The 23580-nt window shown below is 61.0% G+C and carries 19 protein-coding genes and 1 tRNA gene; 14 read left to right on the top strand and 6 right to left on the bottom strand.

What is annotated here, in order from left to right; all coding sequences use genetic code 11:
• Positions 1–186: 186 nt before the first annotated feature.
• The gene (locus WNY80_RS05810) at positions 187–909 is read right to left on the bottom strand and encodes a GntR family transcriptional regulator (RefSeq protein ID WP_342886418.1); all 723 of its coding nucleotides are present in this window, start codon (positions 907–909) and stop codon (positions 187–189) included.
• Positions 910–1227: 318 nt separating this feature from the next.
• On the bottom strand, positions 1228–3078 hold the full coding sequence (locus WNY80_RS05805) for an EAL domain-containing protein (protein WP_342886417.1): 1851 nt from the start codon (positions 3076–3078) through the stop codon (positions 1228–1230).
• A 401-nt stretch (positions 3079–3479) separates the two neighbouring features.
• Here WNY80_RS05805 and WNY80_RS05800 point away from each other — a divergent pair, with 401 nt between their 5' ends.
• Positions 3480–7931, top strand: a complete 4452-nt coding sequence (locus tag WNY80_RS05800) for a CHASE domain-containing protein (RefSeq protein WP_342886416.1) — start codon at positions 3480–3482, stop codon at positions 7929–7931.
• Between the two features lie 40 nt (positions 7932–7971).
• The gene (locus WNY80_RS05795) at positions 7972–8358 is read left to right on the top strand and encodes a response regulator (RefSeq protein ID WP_342886415.1); all 387 of its coding nucleotides are present in this window, start codon (positions 7972–7974) and stop codon (positions 8356–8358) included.
• 126 nt (positions 8359–8484) lie between these two features.
• Here the strand turns inward: WNY80_RS05795 and WNY80_RS05790 are convergent, their stop codons facing one another.
• From WNY80_RS05790 to WNY80_RS05775, 4 genes are all read right to left on the bottom strand, one after another.
• On the bottom strand, positions 8485–8832 hold the full coding sequence (locus WNY80_RS05790; protein ID WP_342886414.1) for an Hpt domain-containing protein: 348 nt from the start codon (positions 8830–8832) through the stop codon (positions 8485–8487).
• A gap of 105 nt (positions 8833–8937) precedes the next feature.
• Positions 8938–10197, bottom strand: a complete 1260-nt coding sequence (locus tag WNY80_RS05785) for a response regulator (protein ID WP_342886413.1) — start codon at positions 10195–10197, stop codon at positions 8938–8940.
• A 66-nt stretch (positions 10198–10263) separates the two neighbouring features.
• Complete coding sequence (locus tag WNY80_RS05780; RefSeq protein ID WP_342886412.1) at positions 10264–11637, bottom strand: diguanylate cyclase; 1374 nt, start codon at positions 11635–11637, stop codon at positions 10264–10266.
• Positions 11638–12223: 586 nt separating this feature from the next.
• Positions 12224–12313, bottom strand: a tRNA-Ser gene (locus WNY80_RS05775).
• A gap of 327 nt (positions 12314–12640) precedes the next feature.
• Here WNY80_RS05775 and WNY80_RS05770 point away from each other — a divergent pair.
• The 12 genes from WNY80_RS05770 to WNY80_RS05715 all read left to right on the top strand — a co-directional run bounded on the left by WNY80_RS05770 (position 12641) and on the right by WNY80_RS05715 (position 23520).
• Positions 12641–13276, top strand: a complete 636-nt coding sequence (locus WNY80_RS05770) for a 50S ribosomal protein L21 (protein WP_342886411.1) — start codon at positions 12641–12643, stop codon at positions 13274–13276.
• Positions 13277–13354: 78 nt separating this feature from the next.
• Complete coding sequence (gene rpmA / locus WNY80_RS05765) at positions 13355–13624, top strand: 50S ribosomal protein L27 (protein ID WP_342886410.1); 270 nt, start codon at positions 13355–13357, stop codon at positions 13622–13624.
• A gap of 126 nt (positions 13625–13750) precedes the next feature.
• Positions 13751–14446 (top strand): GNAT family protein, encoded by a 696-nt coding sequence (locus tag WNY80_RS05760; RefSeq protein WP_342886409.1) that lies wholly within the window; start codon positions 13751–13753, stop codon positions 14444–14446.
• A gap of 78 nt (positions 14447–14524) precedes the next feature.
• Positions 14525–15052, top strand: coding sequence for a DUF3833 family protein (locus WNY80_RS05755; protein WP_342886408.1), 528 nt, complete (start codon positions 14525–14527; stop codon positions 15050–15052).
• A 242-nt stretch (positions 15053–15294) separates the two neighbouring features.
• Entirely contained in the window at positions 15295–16344 is a 1050-nt protein-coding gene (obgE, locus tag WNY80_RS05750; protein ID WP_342886407.1) for a GTPase ObgE, read from the top strand.
• Positions 16345–16346: 2 nt separating this feature from the next.
• A complete protein-coding gene (gene proB / locus WNY80_RS05745) occupies positions 16347–17468 on the top strand; it encodes a glutamate 5-kinase (RefSeq protein ID WP_342886406.1) in 1122 nt (373 codons plus the stop codon).
• Positions 17469–17575: 107 nt separating this feature from the next.
• Positions 17576–18859 (top strand): glutamate-5-semialdehyde dehydrogenase, encoded by a 1284-nt coding sequence (locus WNY80_RS05740; RefSeq protein ID WP_342886405.1) that lies wholly within the window; start codon positions 17576–17578, stop codon positions 18857–18859.
• Positions 18860–18894: 35 nt separating this feature from the next.
• Positions 18895–19500 (top strand): nicotinate-nucleotide adenylyltransferase, encoded by a 606-nt coding sequence (locus tag WNY80_RS05735; RefSeq protein ID WP_342886927.1) that lies wholly within the window; start codon positions 18895–18897, stop codon positions 19498–19500.
• A 49-nt stretch (positions 19501–19549) separates the two neighbouring features.
• Entirely contained in the window at positions 19550–20011 is a 462-nt protein-coding gene (gene rsfS / locus WNY80_RS05730; RefSeq protein WP_342886404.1) for a ribosome silencing factor, read from the top strand.
• A gap of 134 nt (positions 20012–20145) precedes the next feature.
• Positions 20146–20628, top strand: coding sequence for a 23S rRNA (pseudouridine(1915)-N(3))-methyltransferase RlmH (gene rlmH, locus WNY80_RS05725; RefSeq protein ID WP_342886403.1), 483 nt, complete (start codon positions 20146–20148; stop codon positions 20626–20628).
• Positions 20629–20804: 176 nt separating this feature from the next.
• Positions 20805–22208, top strand: coding sequence for a peptidoglycan DD-metalloendopeptidase family protein (locus WNY80_RS05720; RefSeq protein ID WP_342886402.1), 1404 nt, complete (start codon positions 20805–20807; stop codon positions 22206–22208).
• Complete coding sequence (locus tag WNY80_RS05715) at positions 22198–23520, top strand: S41 family peptidase (RefSeq protein WP_342886401.1); 1323 nt, start codon at positions 22198–22200, stop codon at positions 23518–23520. The genes WNY80_RS05720 and WNY80_RS05715 overlap by 11 nt, the downstream gene beginning before the upstream one ends.
• Positions 23521–23580: the final 60 nt, after the last annotated feature.

Raw genomic sequence — 23580 nt, 5'->3', positions numbered from 1 at the left:
TTCTGACCGGCAACAGGTCTCGCCTCAACGAAAGCCCGTCGCGTGCGCCTCTCTCCGGAGACAGGGAAACTATAGATAAATGTATTTTTGTTGTCGACAATTAATATGTGGTAATTTCAAACGGCAGAAATCCGCCGCAATGCTGGCCGCAAGGCGGTCCGGAACACTCCGTTTTCGATTGTAAAATTAGAGACTTATGTCCGCATTCAGGCGACGGTCTTCGACTATGGCGGTCTGGATCTGCCGGACGATCTGCTCGGCATGTGCCCGGGCAACCCTGTCGGCGGCCTCGATATCCTGCTGCGCAATCGCCGCCAGCATGTCTTCGTGTTCCTGCAGATAGATCCGCGGAAGCTGGTCGTTGTAGGATGAATAGTAGAGCCGCAGCAGCCGCCGCCCCTCGTCGAGCAGCCGGATGAACAGCTTGGTGTAATACCGATTCTTGCCCGCGCGGGCGATCGCCGCATGGAAATTGCGGTTGACCTCGATCATCGCCGGCACATCGCTGGCCTCGACAGCCTTTGTATAGCCGTCCTGCAATTCCCGGATCGCCGCCAGCTCCTCTTCCGTCCGGTTCGCCGCGGCCAGCCGGGTGGTAACCCGGTACATCAGCGACAGCGCATCGAAAAACTGTGACAGGTTGGGAAAGTCGATCGGCGCGACAATGGTGAACCGGTTCGGCAGCGTGACCACCAGCCCTTCACCGGCAAGCTTGACCATCGCCTCGCGCACCGGGGTTCGCGAAATGCCGAACCGTTCGGCGAGCTTGACCTCGTCAACCGGACTGCCGGGCTCCAGCGTCAGGTTCAGGATCTCGTGCTTGAGCGTCTCGTAGACAGCACCGACGCCCTGGCCGCGCTTGCGCTTCGCCTCGGGAGGTTGCGCCGGATTCGACTCGTCAAGGCTCATGGTTCACTCCAGACTGCTGCCATGCCGCCCCTCAACCTTGAATTTCAACGACTCGAATAGTTTCGCGGGGCGGCCTGAAAAACATCCCTACGGACAACAGCTTTACCGGTCAACAATTCTTGGGTGGCGCCGGTCCTGGCCCACGACGCCCACGCTCCCCGGCCCCGAAGCCAGGGCCGCCTGACTGCACCCGGTCACCGGGCGTCACAAAATGATGCCGGATCGTTTTGTTCGATATCGAAGCATAAGGAACAACCAGCAGACAAATGCCCGCAACATCATCCCGGACCTCAGGGGAATCCTGCGGGCGGTTTGGCTTCAGGCGGAATTGCGCAACGGCTCTGTGCCGGTCGCATCTGCCGGAGCCTTGCCATCAAGGGATCGCAGCAATGTGGTGATGGTCTCGCCATCGACGGGACGGAAATAGTGATAGCCCTGCCCCAGCGGACAGCCGATTTCGAGCAGGCGCTCGGCCTGCTCGGCGGTTTCGATCCCCTCGGCGATAATGCCGATCTGCATTTTGTGCGCCATGCTGATCAGCGCTTCGACAATGGCGCCACAGGCAATATCCGTAAGCAGGCTGTCGACAAAGGACTTGTCGATCTTGATGTAGTCGAGCGGAAAGTCCTTCAGGTGGCTGAGCGACGCGAAACCGGTTCCGAAATCGTCAAGCGCGACCTGCATGCCCTGCGCTCTCAGCCGCGCAACCTGGTTGGCCACGTTCTGGTCCATCAGCACGTTTTCGGTGACTTCGATCTGGAGATAGCGCAGCGGCACATTGTACTTGTCGAAAGCCGCACGCAGGCGCTGCTCGAGATCGCCGCGCTGAAAGTCGATGGTCGAAAGGTTGAGTGCGACGTGGCGCAGCTCAAGCCCTTCATCGATCCAGCCGCGCATGGCCGCCGCTATCTGCTCGACCATGCAACTGGCCAGGCGAAAGGCGTTCTTTGAATCGGTCAGCCCCATGGCGAAGGAACCGGCGCTGATGATCTCTCCCTCGTCGGTCCGGATCCGCGCAAGCGCCTCGACACCGACGATCCTGGCCCGTCGAATGCAGACGACCGGCTGGAAATGGGCGAACACCCGGCCTTCGTCCAGCGCCTTGCCCAGCATGGCGGTCTGTTCGGTGCGGCACTGGATTGAGGTACGCAAGCCGGGGTGGAAATGGATGAACCCGCCTCTTGCCGTATGCTTGGCGTGGTAAAGCGCCAGGTCGGCATTCTGCCGCAACTCATCGGCGCTGGCGCCATCCGTGTTGCTCAGAACCCCGCCAATGGTCACTTGCGGCACGATCGTGTTGCCATCGCATTCGTAAGGCGCGTCCATCTGGCTCATCAGGCGCTCTGCCAGCACCGCCAGTGAATCGGCATCTTTGCAATCGGGGCACAGGACGGCAAACTCGTCGCCGCCAAGCCGGTAGACACAGGCACCCGCACTCACCGCAGCAAGCCGGCGGCCGACTTCGCGGATCAGACCATCGCCGACCGAATGGCCCATGCTGTCATTGACCTGCTTGAGATTGTCCATGTCCAGAAGCAACAAGCCGAAGCGGCTTGCCGGAGCGGTCATCTTTTCCGTGAATTCTTCTTCAAACGCATACCGGTTGGACAGGCCGGTCAACTGGTCATGATAGGCCAGATGCCGCAGCCGGCGGCTGACTTCGGCCCGTTCCATGGCAATGGAACACAGGTGAACGCAGGTTGCGACGAGCTGGCGTTCCATCTCGCTCGGCCCGCGCGGCTCCCGGTAATAGAAGGCGAAGGTGCCAACCACCCGGCCTTCGGGCGACTTGATCGGGCTGGACCAGCAGGCCTTCAGCCCCAGCGGCAACGCAAGGTCACCGTAATCCTTCCAGCGAATATCCGTGGCGATATCCGTCACTTCAACCGGGACGCCGAAATAGGCGGCGGTTCCGCAGGAGCCGACCTCCGGCCCGATGGCAGAACCGTCGAGCGCTATACCGTAGGATTCAGGCAGGCTGGGCCCGGCCACCGGATGGATCAGGCCCTCGGCATCAATAGCGGCAATTGTGCAGATTGCACCTGGCGCCAGCGCCTCGGCACGCTGGCACAAGGTATCCGCAACCCGCGCAAAAGCGCTGCCTGTGGCCACGGCCTCAAGTATCTCGGTTTGCAACGCCGATAAATCGGACTCGCGTTTTGCTGGCATCAACTATTCCTTCGCATGCAACCCCGACATAACAGCACAAGCTACTGTTTATTTTCTTTACGAAGACCCAAATTGCACGTTTTCCGGCCAGTATCGCCCGGAAGATTTCACGGTGGTTAACACTTGATTGCACCAATGACGCGAAGACGCGCCTCGATACATCCGCTGCATTCCTGCTGGAAAGCGATCCTTGTGACAGGCTGCCTCACCTGTTTTGCGCGGCAACTGGAGCCCGGCTCACACTTCTTCGATGATGACCTCACCGCGCGCCCGATCTGGCTTCGCACCCGCAACGGTTCCGAACTCTACAAGCAATCAAACGGCAGACCACAAGTAATTGCGGTTTCCAGTGGTTTATTAGGATCTCAAACATAAGCTAAAATTAATATAAAATCGTCAGTTTGCCGGGTTCCGCGTTCGTTGAATGGGACGGACACAAGACCGAGAGCGAACGCTACGACATGATGCAGAACGGTATCGCCATTTTCCTGGCACGGACATTTCTGGTTGCCGTTCTCTATTTTGCATCAGGACGGCTCGGCCTGTTGCTCGCGGTTCCGCCAGGCTACGCCACGGTGATCTGGCCCCCATCGGGGATTGCTCTGGGCGCGCTGATCATCTTCGGCTGGCGGCTATGGCCGGCAATCCTTCTGGGATCGTTTCTGCTCAACAGCTACATTTCCGGTGCCTATTCCGCCGGGACAGGGCTGGCTCCCGAGAAAGCGCTGACCGCATTTGCGATCGCGACCGGGTCAACCCTGCAATCACTCGCCGGCTACGCCCTGGTAAGGCGCTTCATCGGGCTTCCGCTGAATTTCAACCGGCTGCGTGAAGTGTTGCTGCTTTTCATCGTCGCCGGTCCGGTTACCTGTGTCGTGGCGGCCACAACCGGCGTTATGGCCTTGTTTTACGCCGGAGTTCTGCCCGCCGACCAGGTTCTCGAAAACTGGCTGACATGGTGGTCCGGCGATGTCTTCGGCATCATCGTGTTCCTGCCCTTGATGATGATGGCCCCCGGCACGCCGCAAAGGCTCACATGGCGCGGCAACTTCCTCGACAAATTGCCGTTGGCGGCCATGCTGATCGTGCTCGTCCCGCTTGGCTTGACGTTTTACGCCTGGAATATCTCCTCCGAAGCCGCAGCAAACAATGGCAACATCCAGTTTGAGGCGCTGACCATAGAGAGCAAGAAGGCACTCCTGAGCCGCATCATCTCCTATGACAATGCCCTTCTTGGCGGGGTTGCCTTTTTCCAGGGATCTCAGCGGATAACCCGCGACGAGTGGCGCCGCTATGTCGACATGCTGCGCATTGAAGAAAGCCTTCCCGGCATCAACGGCCTGGGATGGATCGCGTCGAAGGCTCCCGGGGAACTGGACAACTATGTGCAGGCGACACGTGACGATGGCGCCCCGACCTTCGAGCTTCACCCCAGGGATGTGAAGGACGGCAACTACATCATTACCTACATCGAACCGGAAAAGATCAACCTGCAGGCTTTGGGGCTGAACATTGCCTTCGAGGAAAACCGGAAACAGGCAGCCGACCTGTCACGGGACACGGGAAAACCGGCAATCACGAAGCGCATCATCCTGGTTCAGGACGAGGAAAAAACACCCGGTTTCCTGCTTCTCTACCCGATGTACAATACCGCAGCCGGGCCTGGCGCATCGACCGAGGAAAACTCCGTTTTTGACGGCTGGATCTATGCTCCCTTCAGCGCCAGGAACTTCATGAACGGTCTCACCGAAAGCCAGGGAAACACGCTCAACATGCGGGTTTACGACGGTGACACCGAGGATCCGGCGGCGCTGATCTACAACAGCCGGAACGGCCATACCGAAGATTCCGCGCCTGCTTTTTCAAAGCGTGAACAGATCGAGGTGATGCAGCAAAAATGGCTGATTGTCTGGGAAAGCACGCTTGGATTCGAGCAAAGCTCGCGCAACACCAATCCCATTCTGGTCCTGGCCGGCGGGCTTCTGATCACGTTCCTCCTGGCGATGTTCCTGTTTGTCACGACAATCTGGCGAACCGAAACCTTCGAGAGCATGCTGGGCCGGAAAGTCATGATCCTGCCTGCCGTGGTGTTCTCGGTCCTCGCGGTGGGTTCCATCTCCCTCTACTCAGCGCTCACCGACAAGGAATTGCACAATATCCAGGCCCTGATCAGCAGCGAGACGCACAGAAACGATTTGCTCGTCGCTGCAGAGATCGAAAGCAAGATGTCGGCGCTCAAACGCATGGTCGGCAGGCTGGAGCTCGCCCAGGGGCAATCGGCAGAGCTTTGGCAGGCGGACGCCCATAACTACCTCGAGGACCTGAAGGGGTTGCGGGTCCTTGCCAGGATCGGTGCTGAAGGCTCGGTGCTGCAATTCGAACAATCGCCGCGCAATGAACGCACCGTCTGGGTTGACGCAATTCTGCAGGGATCGAACGGACAGCTCGGCCGCAACGCCATCCGACACGACAACCCGAGACTGAGCGCGCCGGTTGTAACGACCGCGAAGGACAGCGCGCTGGTCGCCTACTTCCCGCTCACCGGGACGGATGTTTCCAGCGGCTATCTCGCAAGCGTTTTCTCGGTCGCCGAGTTCTTCGACGGCAATGTTTCGCACGAAGTCCTGGAAAGGTACCAGTTCCGGATTACCCACAACGGCCAGACCCAGTTCATGTTCGGCAACCAGACGCAAGCCACGGAGGACGGCTGGACCTTCGAAATGGCAGTCCAGATCCTGAACAAGAAATGGATCCTTGAAACAACTCCGACATCGGAGTTCGTCAGATCACAACGCACCCAGCTTCCCAGTGTCGTCCTGATCGCCGGTTTCCTGATTGCGATCCTGTCGGCGATGACGGCGCACATGACATTGCTGTCACGATTGAAGACTGCATATCTGGAAAAATCCAACGCCCTCATCAAGGAAGAAGCGACCCGGAACTCGACAGTGATGAACACCGTCTCCGACGGCGTTCTGACTATCAATTCGGAAGGCCTGATCGAAACCATCAACCCGGCCGGGCTTCGGCTGTTCGGATATTCAAAGGCGGAAATTCTCGGCAAGAACATCAATATGCTGATGCCTATGCCCTACCGGGCTGATCATGATGGCTACCTGAACAGATACCTGACCTCGGGCGAGCGAAAAATCATCGGCACCGACCGGCAGGTCAGCGCATCGCGAAAGGACGGGTCGGTTTTCCCGATCGATCTTTCCGTCAATGAAATGAACCTCGACGGCAAGCGCACCTTTGTCGGAACCATCCGCGACACCAGCGAAGCCGTGGCCGCGGCCCAGGCGCTGCATGAATCCAACACGCTCAAGTCAGCCATCCTGGCCAGCACCGAATACATGATCATCGCCACCGACCTGCATGGCAACGTGATGGTTTTCAACGAGGCTGCCGAAACCGTTCTGGGTTACACCGCCGAGGAAGTTGTCGGCAAGCAGACGCCGGCCTTGTGGCACGACCAGACCGAGGTCATGGAGCGGGCTCAGGCCCTGTCAACCGAACTCGGTGTTCCGGTCGAACCGGGCTTCGAAGTCTTCACCAGAAAAACAGATCTGCACGGGATCGACGAGAACGAGTGGACCTACATCCGCAAGGACGGCTCGCACCTTCCCGTGGAGTTGACCGTGACCCCGATGCGCGATGAAACCCAACAGATCACCGGCTATCTCGGTGTCATTCTCGACATCACCAAGCGGAAGGAAATCGACCGTTTGAAGTCCGATTTTGTTTCCATCGTCAGCCACGAACTGCGAACCCCTCTTACGTCCATCCGCGGCGCTTTGGGACTGGCAGCCGGGCCGATGGCCAAGGAGCTGCCGGAAAAGGCGAACCGTCTCATCGACATTGCGCACAAGAATTGCGAACGGCTCACGCTTCTCATCAATGACATTCTCGATATCGACAAGATCGAGTCCGGTCAGATGCGCTTTGAAATGAAGCCGGAAGAGCTCGGCGAATTGCTGCGTCAGGCTGTCGAGGTCAACCAGCCCTACGCCGACAAGCTAGGCGTGGTGCTGAAGGTTGCCGACATCGATCCCGGTCTCTCCTCGAATGTCGATGCCGCGCGTTTTGCCCAGGTAATGGCAAACCTTCTCTCCAATGCCGCAAAATTCTCCAACAGGGGCAGTCATGTCGATGTCTCGGCCCGGTGCATCAATGACCGGATCCGCATATCGGTGAAGGATTACGGCTCCGGAATTCCCGACGAATTCCGGCCCCAGATATTCGGCAAGTTCTCGCAGGGCGATTCCTCCTCGACCCGGATCAAGGGCGGCAGTGGTCTGGGACTTCATATCAGCAAGCAGATTGTCGAGAGAATGGGCGGAACCATCGGCTTTGACTCGGAACCGGGCAAGGAAACGACCTTCTGGGTCGAGTTGCCGCAACCCTCGCAAGCGCATGTGACCGGCCGGGTAAACCAGGCGGATATCCAGCGCAGCCTGCTTCATTGCAAGCAGCGGGAGGCGCCGACGCTTCTCCATATCGAGGACGACGAGGATCTCAGCCGGGTCCTGTCCATGTCACTGCAGGGAAAAATCGAGGTGGTGCCCGCAGCAACATTGAAGGACGCTGAAGAATTGCTGCGGACAAGACACTTCGATCTTGTCGTGCTGGATATCGAACTGCCGGACGGGTCCGGCCTCCAGCTGCTTGAAACCATCACCGATCTGGCCGATCCGCCGGTTCCGGTCATGATCCTGTCGGCCAGCGAAGTGTCGAGCGAAGTTGAAAAGTCGGTTGCCTCGGCAATGGTCAAATCCCGCGCTTCCGAACCCAGGATCATCGAGAAAATCGAGACCCTCATCGCAGAGCAACAGCTTGCACTCCAGGACCGGTAGCGCAGGGCCGCCTGAACCCCACCAGCACCGAAAGGGAAACATGACCGAGACGCTGAAAATACTCTATGTCGATGACGAAGACGACATTCGTGAAATTGCGGTGATGGCGCTTGAGCTGGATTCCGGCATTGCTGCGCGAAGCTGCGATTCGGGCGCAGGCGCACTGGAAACCGCGACCCAATGGACACCCGACCTGATCCTGCTGGATGTGATGATGCCGGACATGGACGGACCCGAAACCCTGGCACGGCTGCGGCAGGAACCGGCGACGTCGGATATCCCGGTGGTTTTCATCACCGCGAGAACCCAGTCCGAGGACATCGAGCGGTTCATGGAACTGGGCGCGACGAGCGTTATCTCGAAACCGTTCGACCCGATGACACTGGCCGAGCAAGCCCGGACCCTGCTCACATCCGCCGGCAATTGATCATCCGGATCTCTGTCGCGAGTGATCGACCAGCGGTACAAGCCTGGCATCTGACAAGATCTTGAAGATCCCGGCACGGGTCGAGGTCAACCACGGCAGGCGCCGGTGGCTGCCGCTTGCGACGCGTCAGCCGAGCAAAGCGAGTTGCTCGATCAGCTCGCTTGTCACCTCGGCGAAATCCGCCTCCTGGTAATCGGCACTGCGCAAGGTGGCTTCCACCCTGAATGCCTTGTCACCCAATTCCGGAAACCCGAAAATTCCGGAGGCTCCGACCAGGGAGTGCGCCAGTGTCATCAGGCCCTCGTCGATCGAGCGCGGGTCGTTCGCGGTTTTCCGCGCATCAAGCAGTTGCCGTATCTGCGCCAGGTTCTCTTTCGATCTCTCGATGAAAAGCAGCCGCAGCTGCTCGATCCTGTCGCGGGCAGCTTCGGGCAGTTGATCCATCTTGCTGGCGGTCGCCGTTTGATTACCCATGGGCTTGCTCTCCCTGTTGTTGGCAACGGTGCGCAACTCTCGACACCGCCTTGGCGCAGCGCCAGGCCGGTTTCGGCATTCGCCCAGGCTGGCGCAAAAGCCTGCCTATTTCGCCTCGTCACAGAATTCGATGCCGATTTCATCATTCACGTGCCAGCATTTCCGAACCCGCCGGAATGAACCCGACACGGTGATCTTTATCAAAAAATACTCCGGCAGCGCCAAAGGACGCTCAAGCCGTATGCGCGCTCCGCCGTCGGACGTGTTGCGCACGGTGCAGCTGATTTTCGATGACCACTCCTCAAGCGCAATGAATGCCGGCTGGAGGGTTCTCATGCGCAGCGAGTTGCGCCTTTCCTTCTCGTCCGCACCGCCGTCAGCCTCCGGGTCTGCGCCCGGCAGCGAACTCCAGTTCTCGGCCGCCTCGCCCGGTCCCCGTGCATCCTGCTGGGCATCAAGCTCGCCGGAGAGATACTGAACCATCTGTTGCGGGCTCTCGCCATTGGTGCCGGATGCGGCCAGCGCTATCATTGGCGACATCTTGAGCTCTGCCGACTTGATGTGGTGTGAGAAAGTGAGCTGTTCGGCGAACCGCTCCACCCGCTCGCGCAGGCCCGCCTCCGACGTATTGCGGTCCATTACGTAGTAGAATGTATTGTCGTCGTGGCGGCCGCAGAAATCATCCTCGCGGATATTGGCCCGGATCCGGCCTGCAAAATCGCGAAGCGCCTTGTCCGCATCGGCAACGCCGAAATTCGTGCAGATCTTCCTGTACTCGGCCAGCCGGATGGCGAGAATGGCGAAGACCGTGTTCTTGCGTTTGGCCGCGGCCGAAACCAGCTCCAGCTTCTTGTCGAGTTCGTCACGGCTGTACATGCCGGTCAGGTCGTCGAACCTGGCCTTCCTGCGCAGCGCGGAGACCTCTTCATCGCGCGATGATTCCACGTCATGGCGGGCAATGGATTTGCTGATCGCGACCGTGATCTCCTCGATCCGCAGGTTGCGCTTTGGCAGAAAATCGTAAAGCCCCATGCGAAACGCCTTGATCGCCGTGCGCTGGGATTCATCCGCCGACAGCATGATCACCGGGGCGAGATCCGGAAAGCGCAGCTTCAGCTGCTCATGCAGCCGGAACCCGTTCTCGGAGTCGAGATTGTAATCAAGCAGGATGCAGTCGGGCATTTCCTTGTCCAGCACGCTCACCAGGCTGCGCCCGTCGCTTGCCTCCAGCGTTCTGATGTGGACCTGCCCCAGCAGTGCCGACAGATGCTGCCGGTAGAGATTGTCGTCATCGACAATGCAGACCGAACGGCCATCAAGAACAATCCCGCTGCCATTGGCAGCCTGTTGATAGGCGATATTCATTTTCCTGATCCAATCCTTCGGAACGAACAAGTGCCTTCAGTGTCCGGGCTGCACAAAGCGCGTCGCCTAGAGAGCTTCATTGATGCTCCCGGCCGGCTCTTCCGGCAGTGTTGCGGCCGGCGCTTCAGCTTCGCTGGTCTGTGCAATGACCACCTGGTCGCGACCATTGTTCTTCGCCAGGTAGAGTGCGCGGTCAGCTTCGGCGAATAGCGCCGCGGAATCGCTGTTGGCCTCGCTTCCCGCGATCCCGATGCTCACGGTCAGCGAGAATGTCTCCGGCCCGCCGTCGAAAACCATCGCCGCAAAATGCTTTCTGAATTTCTCCATAACCTCGAAAACCGCCTCCGGAGAGGTGTCGAGAAGCAGTACGGCGAATTCTTCGCCGCCATACCTGCCGACGACATCCGTCTTCCGGACCCAGCCGCTCAGCGTGCGCGCCAGAACGGACAGGACGTGATCGCCGACCGGGTGCCCCCAGCTGTCGTTGACCTTCTTGAAGTGATCGACGTCGATCATGGCGACGCAGAATTTCAGGTTTGTGCGGTTGGTTCGCGCCATTTCATGTTCGACACGTTCCTTGAACCGGCGGTGATTGAGCAACCCCGTCAAACCGTCCCGCTCGATCAGCGACCGCATCACCCGCGCCCGCTGCACCCGCAGCTGAATGAGAGCGACCAGGGCTTCGAGGTCATCGCGCTTGGAGATGAAATCATCGCCTCCGAATTGCCGCGCTGTCATCTGGATCTGCTTGTTTTCCTCCGATGACAGGAACAGGATCGGAATCGAAAGATGGCTCTGGAACTGACGGATGATCTTGGCAATCTCGATGCCATCGGTGCCAGGCATCTGCAGGTCCATGATGATGATATCGAAGAAGGCCCCCTCGATCGCCTGGATGATCTTGAGCGGGTCGTTCAGAACGGAAACGATCATGCCGTTTGCCCGCAGCAGCTCCGCATAGACCGCCGACGCCAGCGGATCGTCATCGACCAGCAGGATGGATGCCGGCTGTTCGCTGAACTGCCCGCCCAGATGCTCGAGCCAGTGAATGAGCTCCGCCTGGTCGACCGGATTGCTGATGATCGTGTTCACATGCGAGCGGGCACACTTCACACGGAACGAAAACGATGCCTCGGAGGAAACCAGGATTTTCGGAAGGTTCTGGCCAAGGCCCTGGCAAATTTCCAGGCTGTCCGGGATCGAACCGTCGATCACCGCGATCGTGTCGCCATCGCCATTCTCAAGGGCGGCGGAAACACCGCTGCTTCCGGCTATGTCCCGGGCGTAGTTCAGCGGCTCCAGGATGAGCGCCACGGCAAGCAGAAATTCACCGTCTCCGACCACGCATACGGAAGGCCGCGATGCATTGCGGAAAATCGTTACCTCGGGCGCGGATGCGCCGATGCTGAAATCCGCTATTTGCGATGCAACGCTCAACATCGGTGAATGACCTTTCGTGCTGATGTGACAAAAAACGGACTGCGTTTCGAAAACACCGTATTCGCAACGCGAGAAACGATGTTTCACATCAATAACAGCCGTTCTAATCGCATCCGGCACCATCATTGCGAAGAACCGACATGGCGGTCTTGCCAGTTGCTGCTTCATCTGTTCATGCGACTGGTCCCATAACAGTAGAACACACAACTTAAGCATGCGTTAAATAAGCATTAGATAATATTATGGGTATGCAGGCGAGTGCTTTCGCGCAGTCTCCCCCGACCGTCTGACTTCATCTTGTCCAATGCGCTGTTTTCTGACGGCATTCCGCCCGCACGGCTTGGCGCGGCCAATGCCTCACCCCAACCCGGGTCACGCCAACGATTGACCGGGACAGCTCAGCCGGCAACCGCATCCCGCAAGGCAGGATTCTGGCCTCGGTCATACCTGGGAAATTTCAGCCAACTCTCGGTTCGGACACACGCCAACGCCGGCACCCGTCATCAGGCCAATCCCGGCACCGCACCCTGGCAAGGGGAAGTCTCGTGAAGAGATCTTCGGACTATCAACAGATAGAAGAAACAAATGGCGGAGAGGGTGGGATTCGAACCCACGGTGGAGTTGCCCCCACGCCGCATTTCGAGTGCGGTACTTTCGACCACTCAGCCACCTCTCCGCGCTTTGGTCGGCGCAACATCAGTGCGCGGGCGCTTCCATAACCTCGCAGCGCGGCTTGCACAAGAGGTAAGTTTGCCTGTCGCACCCCAAACCGGGCCCGAACCGCCAATTTGGCTTGACTCCAGACCCTGTCTCACGTATCTCGCGACCCGAATGCGGCGTGGGGCTTCCTGCGCCGTTGGCCTTTGTCTGGGCCATCCGGAACACCGGAACCCGGACAGGCTTCACCCGGCAGTGTCCCCAATGGGCCCGGCCGATTCGTTCCGACTGGCAAAAAGACGGCCCGCCGCAAGGTGAGAGCCGGACGAACACGAAAGGACAAAAGATGTTCGCAGTCATTAAAACCGGTGGCAAGCAGTACCGCGTCGCCGCCAATGACGTTCTGACGATCGAAAAGCTCGAGGGCGCCGCTGGCGATTCCGTCGAGTTCACCGAAATTCTCATGGTCGGCGAAGGCGCCGGCGCAACTGTTGGTACCCCCTTCGTTGAAGGCGCCATGGTTGTTGCCGAAGTTGTCGAGCAGGGCCGTGCCCGCAAGGTTCTGGCCTTCAAGAAGCGTCGCCGCCAGAACTCCAAGCGCATTCGCGGTCACCGCCAGCACCAGACTGTCGTCAAGATCACCGACATCCTGACCGGTGGCGCCAAGCCATCCAAGAAGGCTGCCGCGAAGAAGGAAGCCGCACCCAAGGCTGAAGCAAAGGCCGCCGCTCCGGCGAAGACCGAAGCTGCTGCCACCGCTGCACCCTTGTTCACCGCACCGGCAGGCGAGCCTGACAACCTGACCAAGATCAAGGGCATCGGCCCGGTCGCAGCCGGTCAGCTTGCCGAGCAGGGCATCACCACCTTTGCCCAGGTTGCCGCTCTGAGCGACGCCGACATCACCCGCATTGACGAAGCCATGCCGTTCAGCGCCGAACAGATCTCGGATTGGCGCGAACAGGCCAAGGCACTCGCCAAGTAATCAACCGCCCGTTCGGGCCCTGGCGGCCAAAAGCCGCAAACAGAAAATCGCCCCAAGGGGCGGAACAGGAGCAGACCCATGGCACACAAAAAAGCTGGCGGTTCCACGCGTAACGGTCGCGATTCGAACTCCAAGCGCCTCGGCGTGAAGAAGTTCGGCGGCGAAGCCGTGATTTCAGGCAACATCATCATTCGTCAGCGCGGAACCAAGTGGCATCCGGGCACAGGCGTGGGCATTGGCAAGGATCACACCATTTTTGCCGTGCAGCCGGGCAATGTTGACTTTCGCAAGACAGCCAACGGCCGAACCTATGTGTCCGTTGTGGCGAAAGCCGAAGCAGCGGAATAAGCCGGATCGCATTTTGCAAGCCGGTGTCTCATCGACCCGGCCTTTGCAGGCATCCTCCGGACTACCGGACAGAGACAAGGGGAGATGGGACACCATCTCCCCTTTCTTTTTGTCCAAAACCGGAGAATGACCATGAGACAAGAACCAGCTTCCGGCCCGAGCGTCAGTGCGCGGGCCCCCAGAGACAACCTCAGTGACTGTATAAGCCCGAGCAACACCGAAAGTTTCGAGCAGACAGCCTCGAGCTATGATTGTCCGGTCCTGGTGACCGAAAACCTCGTCCTGCGCGCACCCCACGCCGAGGACATCGACGCAATTGCCATTCTCGCCGACAATCCGGCCATCGCCACCATGGTATCCCGCATCCCGCATCCCTATGGCCGCGCGGACGCCGAAACCTTTGTGCGAACGTCCGCCAAACGCGGGAATGGCAATTGCGTCTACGCCATCACAGAAACCGAAACCGGCAAACTGCTTGGTTGCTGCTCATTGGAAACCACGGCCGACGGCAAGGCGCTCGAATTGGGCTACTGGATCGGAGAGCCGTTCTGGGGACGTAGCATCGCCACCGAGGCTGTTCATGCCCTCGTCGACATGGCCTTCCGCACCCGCGACATCGAGCATATTGACGCCCGCTGCCGGGTCATCAACCCGGCCTCCCGCCGGGTGCTGCAGAAAAGCGGCTTCCAGTTCCAGGGAACCGGCATGATCAATGTGCTTGCCATCAATGCCAGTGCCGCTGTCGAATGGTTCAGGCTCGATCGCAAGACCTGGGTTTCGCTGATAAGCTGGTCGAACGAAAACCGGCCAAACCAGCGCTAGCCTGAAAACCGCTGACCGGAGCAATCCGGCCCGGGCGAAACGGCGTAGAAGGATCATGACTCCCGAAAGGATACCCTCATGACCCTTCTGCGCCCGCTCGCCCTTGTGCTTTTTGCCGCCCTCGCCTCCTCGCCGGTTCACGCCGCCGATCTCCGGCTGGAGGACTTCTTCAAGGGCAAGACCTACGCCTACGGCTCATTTGGCGCCATCACCGGGCTGAGCCGCGCCTTCCGCGTTGATCTCACCGGTCATGTCCGCGGCAAGGTGCTGACGCTGCGCGAGGATTTCCGCTACGACGACGGTGAACGCGACACCAAGACCTGGATCTTCACCCGCACCGGGCCGGCCACCTATTCCGGCACCCGCGAGGATGTTGTCGGCGAAACCACCGTCCGCCTGTCGGGCAACACCGCCCGCTTCACCTACCGGGTTGATCTCAATCCCGGTGGCAAGCCCAACATTGTCCGCTTTCACGACAAGCTCGTGCTCAAGGACGACGGCACCTTGCGAAACACCGCGCTGGTGACCAAATTCGCCTTGCCGATTGCCCGGGTCAGGGTCAATTTCGCCGCCACGCTCGCTGGCGCAAAGGCCATCAAACCCTGACTGGCACCGGCCCGGGCCTTTACCACCTGCAGCAATAGGCTTTGACCTTGCAGCCTCAGGCGTTTATCGATGCCCGCAAAGCCGGAGGCGCACGCCAGCCCGGTATCCGCGGGATTGCTTGAATAAGATAGGATTCAAGGTAAAAATCCTGCGGCAGATGTAAATCACTGAAGCGTCCGTCGTGCGGTTGAATAAACCCGCGACGCTTCAGGCGCGTTGAAAGCCCGGATCGGTAAAGCCAGATGAAATTCCTCGATGAAACCAAGGTCTATATCCGCTCCGGCGACGGTGGCGCCGGCAGCGTCTCGTTCCGGCGCGAGAAATACATCGAGTTCGGCGGCCCCGATGGCGGCGATGGCGGCCGCGGCGGCGATGTCTGGGTGGAAGCCGTCGACGGGCTGAACACGCTGATCGACTACCGCTTTCAGCAGCATTTCAAGGCCAAGACCGGCGGTCACGGCATGGGCCGCAACCGCACCGGCGCCGGCGGCGACAGTGTCACCCTGAAAGTGCCGGCCGGAACCCAGATCTTCGAGGAAGACAACGAGACCCTGATCTGCGACCTGACCGAGGTCGGCCAGCGTTACCGTCTGGCCGCCGGCGGCAATGGCGGTTTTGGCAATGCCCATTTCAAGTCGGCCACCAACCAGGCCCCGCGCCACGCCAATCCCGGCCTCGAAGGCCAGGAAAAGACCATCTGGCTCAGGCTCAAGCTGATCGCCGACGCCGGCCTGATCGGCCTTCCCAATGCCGGCAAGTCAACCTTCCTTGCTTCCGTCACCCGGGCGCGGCCGAAGATTGCCAATTATCCCTTCACCACGCTGCACCCCAATCTCGGCGTCGCCACCATCGACGGACGCGAATTCGTGCTTGCCGACATCCCCGGCCTGATCGAGGGCGCCCATGAAGGCGTCGGCATCGGTGACCGTTTCCTCGGCCATGTCGAGCGCACCCGCGTGCTGTTGCATCTGGTCTCGGCGCTGGAGGAAGACGTCGCCAAGGCCTACAAGACCGTCCGTCACGAACTTGAGGCCTATGGCCACGGCATTTCCGACAAGCCCGAAGTCGTGGCGCTGAGCCAGGTCGACGTGGTCGACGCGGAACAGCGCGCCGCCAAGGTCAAGGCACTGAAGAAGGCAGCCGGACGCGCGCCTTACGAAATCTCGGCCATCACCGGCGAAGGCATGACCGGCGCGTTGCGCGCCCTGCGCGATGTCATCGTCGGCGCCAAGGCTGAAGATGATGCGGCAGAGGTCGCCAGGACCGGCGGCAAGGGCGATACGAAAGACTGAAGATGTCAGGCAATCGCAAACCGGTCTCCGCGCACAAGCGGATTGTCATCAAGATCGGCTCGGCGCTGCTTGTTGACCGCAAAAGCGGTCTCAAGGCCGCCTGGCTCGAATCGCTCTGCTCCGACATTGCCGGCCTGAAACAGGCCGGGGCCGAGGTTCTGGTGGTCTCGTCCGGCGCCATCGCCATGGGCCGTACCGTGCTTGGCCTGCCCGCAGGCGCCCTGCGGCTTGAGGAAAGCCAGGCTGCAGCCGCGGTCGGCCAGATTGCACTGGCCCGCGCCTGGTCGGCCAGCCTCTCCACGCACGGCATTGTCGCCGGACAGATCCTGCTCACCCTCGGCGACACCGAGGAGCGCCGCCGCTATCTCAATGCCCGCGCCACCATGGCCGAGCTGATGCGCCATGGCGCAGTCCCGATCATCAACGAGAACGACACCGTCGCCACCAGCGAAATCCGCTATGGCGACAATGACCGGCTGGCTGCCCGCGTCGCCACCATGGCCGGCGCCGACCTGCTGGTGCTGATGTCCGATATCGACGGGCTTTACACCGCGCCGCCGCATCTTGATCCCGACGCCCGCTTTCTTGAAACCATCGAGGCAATCACCCCGGAGATCGAGGCCATGGCCGGCGATGCCGGGTCTGAACTCTCGCGTGGCGGCATGAAGACCAAGATCGATGCCGGCAAGATCGCCACCGGCGCCGGATGCGCCATGATCATCGCCTCGGGCAAGACCGATCACCCGCTCTCCGCCATTGACCAGGGCGCCAGGTCAAGCTGGTTCCAGCCATCCGGAACGCCGCAGTCGGCGCGCAAGGTCTGGATTGCCGGCCAGCTGGACCCGGCAGGCAGGCTGACCATCGACGCAGGCGCCGAAAAGGCTCTGCGTTCCGGCAAGAGCCTGCTGCCCGCCGGTGTCAGGGACGTGACCGGTGACTTCCACCGTGGCGACCCGGTCGCGGTCTGTGATGCCCAAGGACGCGAAATCGCCCGTGGCCTTTCGGCCTATGATGCCGACGAGGCACGCCGCATCGCCGGGCGCAAGACAACCGAGATCGAAACCATTCTCGGCTACTCCGGCCGTGCCGCCATGATCCACCGCGACGACATGGTGATCGGTTAACGCGTCACGCAGCCGGCATCGGCCGGACCGGGCAAACCTGTCCTGTCTTTACGGCGCCACCCCGATTGCGTAAGAAACCTGCCTGATCGCACGCCGGGAGGAGCACCATGCTCGACAAGACCGATAGCAAAGCTGACATCGCTGCACTGATGGCCGATATCGGCCGCCGCGCCAAGGCCGCCGCGCGACCGCTGTCAATTGCCCCGACCGATCAGAAGAATGCCGCTCTCAACGCCATGGCCGAGGCGATTGCCGCCCGCCGGCAGGAGATCCTGGCTGCCAATGCGCTTGATGTCGAAGCCGCCCTGAAAAGCGGCATGGCGGCATCCTTCGTCGACCGGCTGAAACTCGACGACAGCCGCATCGACGCGATCACCGACGGCATTCGCGCCATCGCCGATCTGGCCGATCCCGTCGGCGATGTCATTGCCGCCTGGGAGCGTCCCAACGGGCTCAAGATCGAGCGCGTCCGCACCCCGCTGGGCGTCATCGGCGTGATCTATGAGAGCCGTCCCAACGTCACCGCCGACGCCGGCGCCCTGTGCCTGAAAGCCGGCAATGCTGTCATCCTGCGCGGCGGATCGGATTCATTCCATTCTTCCCGCGCCATCCATGCCTGCCTGGTCGAGGGACTGGAAAGCGCCGGCCTGCCGGCTGACGCCATCCAGATGATCCCGGTCTCCGACCGCGCCGCCGTCGGCGAATTGCTCACCGGCCTCAATGGCACGGTCGATGTCATCGTGCCGCGCGGCGGCAAGAGCCTGGTCGCCCGCGTCCAGGCCGATGCCCGCGTGCCGGTCTTCGCCCACCTCGAGGGCCTGTGCCATATCTATGTCGACAAGTCCGCCGATGCCGCCATGGCCCGCGCCATTGTCGTCAACGCCAAGATGCGCCGCACCGGCATTTGCGGCGCCGCCGAAACCCTGCTGCTCGACAGCGCCATGGATCGCGGGCTGGCAGCCGACATCCTCGCCGACCTCGCCGCCGCCGGCTGCGAGGTCCACGGCGACAACGCGGTAATGGCGCTTCTGCCCGAGGCAACCCTTGCCAGCGAGGACGACTGGCGCACCGAATATCTCGATGCCATCATCGCCGCACGGTTTGTCGACGGCATCGATGGCGCCATCGACCATATTGCCCGGTGGTCGTCGAACCACACCGAAGCCGTCATTGCCGAGGACCCGGCCGTGGTCGAGCGCTTCTTCACCGAAGTCGATTCGGCCATCCTGCTGCACAATGCCTCGACCCAGTTCGCCGACGGCGGCGAATTCGGCATGGGCGCGGAAATCGGCATCGCCACCGGCAAGATGCATGCACGCGGACCGGTCGGTGTCGAGCAACTGACCTCGTTCAAGTACCGCGTCCGCGGCACGGGCCAGATCCGGTCTTGAGCGGACAGTCCGCCAGGTCCCCATCCTACCTGAAGATGCCGCATGTCGAGCGGGGTATGAGCGTCGGCCTGTTCGGCGGCTCCTTCAATCCCCCGCACAAGGGCCACGAACTGGTTGCCGAAATCGCGCTGCGCCGCATCGGCCTTGACCAGCTGTGGTGGATGGTGACGCCGGGAAACCCGCTGAAGAACCACAACGAGCTTGCAAGTCTCGATGAGCGTGTCGCCCTGAGCCGCAAGATGGCCCCCGGCCCGCGGGTCAAGGTCACCGCCTTCGAGGCCGCGCACGACCTGCATTACACCGCCCAGACGCTGGCCTTCGTCAAGGCCCGCAATCCCGGCATCAATTTCGTCTGGATCATGGGCGCGGACAATCTCCGTCAGTTTCACAAATGGCAGGACTGGCGCGCCATTGCCGAGACCTTCCCCATCGCGGTGATCGACAGGCCGGGTTCGACACTTGCCTACCTGTCATCGAAGATGGCCAAGACTTACAGCTACGCCCGTATCGATGAAAACCACGCGGCCCTGTTGCCGTTTCTCAAGGCGCCGGCCTGGACCTTCATCCATGGCCCCCGCTCGTCGCTCTCGTCCAGCGCCATCCGCAGTGAGCGCACCATGAATAAAACCGCCACATCTTGAAAAAACGCATGGTCCGTGACTATCTTTATGCTGCGCCGCAATCGGTTTGATGATTGGGACGCGGGTTGGACTGTTCAGGACACGGAAAGGAACCACTCTGAGAACAGAACACGCGAAGGGAAACGCCGAAGGCGATTTCTCGCAAGCAACGGGAAGCGGCGAACAGGCCGCTCTGCGTCAGCTTACACTGGTCCGCGACAGTTTGGCGGACTCCAAGGCAGAAGATATCGTAGCCATCGACATCGCAGGTAAATCGGCGTTGGGGGACCATATGGTTGTCGCCTCCGGCCGGTCGAACCGCCATGTTGCATCGATCTGCGATCGCCTGATCAGCGAACTCAAGGATGCCGGCTTCGGCAATCCGCGGGTCGAGGGTCTGGCGACCGGCGATTGGGTGCTCATCGATGCTGGCGATGTCATCATTCACGTTTTCCGGCCTGAGATCAGGGAATTCTACAACATCGAGAAGATGTGGCAGACCCCGGAAATCGAAGACGGAAAACTGCACTGACCGGCATAGCCTGATCTCCCTCCGCGGTGTCAGGCAGGCCGGTTTTCAGGATCAGGTCTGACGCCGCCCGGTCATGCGTGGCAGGGCGGCACGAGAATTCCTTGCGCTGATCCCGACACAGAAACACAGGCACCATGCGCATCACACTGTTTGCCGTCGGACGGCTCAAGGCGGGCCCCGAAAGCGAGCTTTCAAGCCGCTATCTGGATCGCTTCGCCAAATCGGGCGGGGCGCTTGGGCTTGATTTCGCCAAGACCGTCGAGGTGGCTGAAAGCCGTGCCGCGACCACTGAGCTGCGCAAGAAAGAAGAGGCGGCCCAGCTCCTCCGCCACATGCCCGACGGCGCTGCGCTGATCCTTCTTGATGAACGCGGCAAGACACCTGATTCGCCCGGTTTCGCCGACACGCTTGCAAGGCTGCGCGATGACGGCCGCCGCGACCTGGTGATCGCCATCGGCGGCGCCGATGGACTGGATCCCGAACTGCATGCAAAGGCCGACGCCGTGATCTGCTTCGGCCGCATGACCTGGCCGCACCAGCTGGTGCGCATCATGGCCGCGGAACAGCTCTACCGCGCCGCCACCATTCTCTCCGGACATCCCTATCACCGCGCCTGACCGGCCCCGAAATCCGTGTCAGCGCCGCTTCGCCATTTTCCCGGGATCTCTACAGCCTCGACTTCGCGGAGATTTGATGCACCGGGACAATATGGTTCATGGAGCGTTAACGCGAAATTCGCTAGGGTGAAACCATGTGGAGCTCCCGATCCGTGCAGGTTTCGTCTGGCGCAGCAATGGCTGCCGCCAGCAGGCGCACGCGCGTCGACAGGGGTCTGCGTGCATCTCTGGCGATCACCCTGGTTACCTCCGCCCTGATACTGGCCTGCGGGCCGGCGCCTGCTCATGCCACCGATGCGACCGAACCTGATTCCGTCGGGGTCGCCACAGATCTCGAGCAGGAAAAGGAAGCCAGCCGGCTGGAACTGCAATCTGTCGCCGATGAAGCTGCCCTTGCGGCCAAGGCACTTGCCGCCCTGGAGGCGGACATCACCGCGCTTCGGTCCGACCAGCAGGAGCTCGACCGCAAGATTGCCGAAACGGCAGCGCGGCGGGCACAGCTCGACCAGCGAATCAGCGCCGGTGAACAATCCATGACCGACCTCTCCGAGCGCCAGGAGGCCGTGCGCCTGTCTCTCGTGTCGCGCCGGTCGGTGCTGGCCGAAGTGCTTGCCGCGTTGCAGCGCATTGGCCGCGATCCGCCACCTGCATTGCTGGTCAGCCCGGAAGACGCCCTGTCCTCGGTCAGAAGCGCCATCCTGCTTGGCGCGGTGGTTCCCGAAATCCGCGCCGAAACAGCAGCGCTTGCCAGTGACCTGAAGGAACTGGCTGCCCTGCGCCAGGCCATTGCCTCCGAACGTGTGTCACTTGCCGCGGCGCTCGAGGAAAACGCCGCCGAGGAGCAGCGCCTGGCCAATCTGGCATCAGAGAAAGCCGCCCTGCAGGAAGAAAGCCGCCGCCGCCTGGACCGCGAGCGCCAGCGGGCGGAGGCTTTGTCTGTCCGCTCCAGCGAACTCGAATCCGTCATCGCCGCGCTGGCCGACGAAATCACAGCCCTCAAGCAGGCCGCCGAAGCCGCGCGCAAGGCAGAGGAAGAGCGCCAGCGCCAACTGGCGGAGCGGCTGGAACGGGCTCGGGCCTTCGCCGCGGTGGCTGTGCCCGACAAAAACCGCATTATGCCCGCATATGCATTTTCGAAACTCACCGGCACCCTGTCCCTGCCGGCGCCCGGCGAGACGGTGCGCTACTTCGGCTCGGACGACGGCACCGGGCACACCCTGACGGGCGAAGTTCTGGCCACGGAAAAGGGTGCAACGGTTCACGCGCCGGCTGACGGCTGGATCTCCTATGCTGGTCCATTCCGCAGCTACGGCCAGGTGATTATCATCGATGCCGGCGAAAACCACCATGTGGTCTTGGCCGGTATGGAAAAGATCAAGGTCTCGGCCGGCCGCTTCGTAGTCGCAGGTGAGCCTTTGGCGACGATGGGGCAGACGAGATTTGCAGGTTCGGCGGCTTTGTCGCTGGCATCGGAGCGTCCGACGCTCTACATTGAGATCAGAAAAGACGGTCAACCGGTCGACCCGCGATCGTGGTGGAAAGACGATATGTCTTCGAGAAAGGCAAGCAATGATACGTAAGGTGACTCTTGTGATGGTTGGCGCGTTGATGGGCGCAACAGCCGTGAGCGCAATCAACTCCTACAGCGGTTCCGCCAACGCGGCGGGAAGCGAGACCTACCGGCAGTTGGCGATCTTCGGCAACGTGTTCGAGCGCGTCCGCGCCCAGTATGTGACGCCGCCGGAAGAAGACAAGCTGATCGAGAACGCCATCAACGGCATGCTCACCTCGCTTGACCCGCATTCGAGCTACCTCAACCAGGAAGCCGCCGACGACATGCGCACCCAGACCCGCGGTGAATTCGGCGGTCTTGGCATCGAAGTCACCATGGAAGATGAACTGGTCAAGGTCATCACCCCGATCGACGAAACGCCCGCCGCCCGCGCCGGTGTTCTCGCCGGTGACTTCATTTCGGAAATCGACGGCGAGCCGGTTCGCGGCCTTTCACTGGGCGAAGCCGTCGACAAGATGCGCGGCCCCGTCAACACCGCGATCGAACTCACTGTCCTGCGCGAAGGCGCCGACCAGCCGATCAAGATCAAGGTTGTCCGCGACATCATCGCCGTCAAGGCTGTCCGCTACCGGGTCGAGGAGGATGTCGGCTATCTCAGGGTGATCTCGTTCACCGAGAAAACCTATGACGATCTTTCCGATGCCATCGAGAAAATCACCGATGAAGTCGGCAAGGACAAGCTCAAGGGCTTTGTGCTCGATCTCCGGCTCAACCCCGGCGGTCTGCTCGACCAGGCGATCAGCGTTTCCGACGCCTTCCTCGATCGCGGCGAGATTGTCTCCACCCGTGGCCGCAATCCGGAAGAAACCCGCCGGTTCAATTCCCGCCCGGGCGATCTCACCGGCGGCAAGCCGGTCATTGTCTTGATCAATGGCGGCTCGGCTTCCGCGTCTGAAATCGTTGCCGGTGCTCTTCAGGATCACCGTCGCGCCACGGTTCTGGGCACGACATCGTTCGGCAAGGGCTCGGTGCAGACCATCATTCCGCTGGATGCCAAAACCGCGCTTCGCCTGACCACGGCGCTCTATTATACGCCGTCGGGCACATCGATCCAGGGGACAGGCATCAAGCCCGATATCCGCGTCGAGGAGCCCGTGCCGGAAGAACTGCGCGGCCGGGTGAAGCCCTCCGGTGAAAGCGAGCTGCGCGGCCATATCCAGGGCGAGAACGAGGACGAGGAAGGCTCAGGCTCCATCGCCTATGTCCCGCCGGATCCCAAGGACGACGTCCAGCTCGGCTATGCGCTGGACCTGCTGCGTGGCGTCAAGACCGATCCGGCCTTCCCGCCCAATCCTGATCAGGCATCGATCAAGAACTGACGCACACCTGTTCCGCCGCCCCGCCTGCGCCAGATTTTCTCTGGCTTGCATGCGGGGCGG

Source organism: Hoeflea sp. AS16 (assembly GCF_038900095.1).
Lineage (GTDB): Bacteria > Pseudomonadota > Alphaproteobacteria > Rhizobiales > Rhizobiaceae > Hoeflea.
Note: the sequence above shows the minus strand (reverse complement) of the source record. Positions and strands in the feature narration are given on the sequence as shown.

Coding starts and splice junctions, on each gene's coding strand:
- WNY80_RS05810 (WP_342886418.1), bottom strand. CDS start 909: ATGAGCCTTGACGAGTCGAATCCGGCGCAACCTCCCGAGGCGAAGCGC.
- WNY80_RS05805 (WP_342886417.1), bottom strand. CDS start 3,078: ATGCCAGCAAAACGCGAGTCCGATTTATCGGCGTTGCAAACCGAGATA.
- WNY80_RS05795 (WP_342886415.1), top strand. CDS start 7,972: ATGACCGAGACGCTGAAAATACTCTATGTCGATGACGAAGACGACATT.
- WNY80_RS05790 (WP_342886414.1), bottom strand. CDS start 8,832: ATGGGTAATCAAACGGCGACCGCCAGCAAGATGGATCAACTGCCCGAA.
- WNY80_RS05785 (WP_342886413.1), bottom strand. CDS start 10,197: ATGAATATCGCCTATCAACAGGCTGCCAATGGCAGCGGGATTGTTCTT.
- WNY80_RS05780 (WP_342886412.1), bottom strand. CDS start 11,637: ATGTTGAGCGTTGCATCGCAAATAGCGGATTTCAGCATCGGCGCATCC.
- WNY80_RS05770 (WP_342886411.1), top strand. CDS start 12,641: ATGTTCGCAGTCATTAAAACCGGTGGCAAGCAGTACCGCGTCGCCGCC.
- rpmA (WP_342886410.1), top strand. CDS start 13,355: ATGGCACACAAAAAAGCTGGCGGTTCCACGCGTAACGGTCGCGATTCG.
- WNY80_RS05760 (WP_342886409.1), top strand. CDS start 13,751: ATGACCATGAGACAAGAACCAGCTTCCGGCCCGAGCGTCAGTGCGCGG.
- WNY80_RS05755 (WP_342886408.1), top strand. CDS start 14,525: ATGACCCTTCTGCGCCCGCTCGCCCTTGTGCTTTTTGCCGCCCTCGCC.
- obgE (WP_342886407.1), top strand. CDS start 15,295: ATGAAATTCCTCGATGAAACCAAGGTCTATATCCGCTCCGGCGACGGT.
- proB (WP_342886406.1), top strand. CDS start 16,347: ATGTCAGGCAATCGCAAACCGGTCTCCGCGCACAAGCGGATTGTCATC.
- WNY80_RS05740 (WP_342886405.1), top strand. CDS start 17,576: ATGCTCGACAAGACCGATAGCAAAGCTGACATCGCTGCACTGATGGCC.
- WNY80_RS05735 (WP_342886927.1), top strand. CDS start 18,895: ATGCCGCATGTCGAGCGGGGTATGAGCGTCGGCCTGTTCGGCGGCTCC.
- rsfS (WP_342886404.1), top strand. CDS start 19,550: ATGATTGGGACGCGGGTTGGACTGTTCAGGACACGGAAAGGAACCACT.
- rlmH (WP_342886403.1), top strand. CDS start 20,146: ATGCGCATCACACTGTTTGCCGTCGGACGGCTCAAGGCGGGCCCCGAA.
- WNY80_RS05720 (WP_342886402.1), top strand. CDS start 20,805: ATGGCTGCCGCCAGCAGGCGCACGCGCGTCGACAGGGGTCTGCGTGCA.
- WNY80_RS05715 (WP_342886401.1), top strand. CDS start 22,198: ATGATACGTAAGGTGACTCTTGTGATGGTTGGCGCGTTGATGGGCGCA.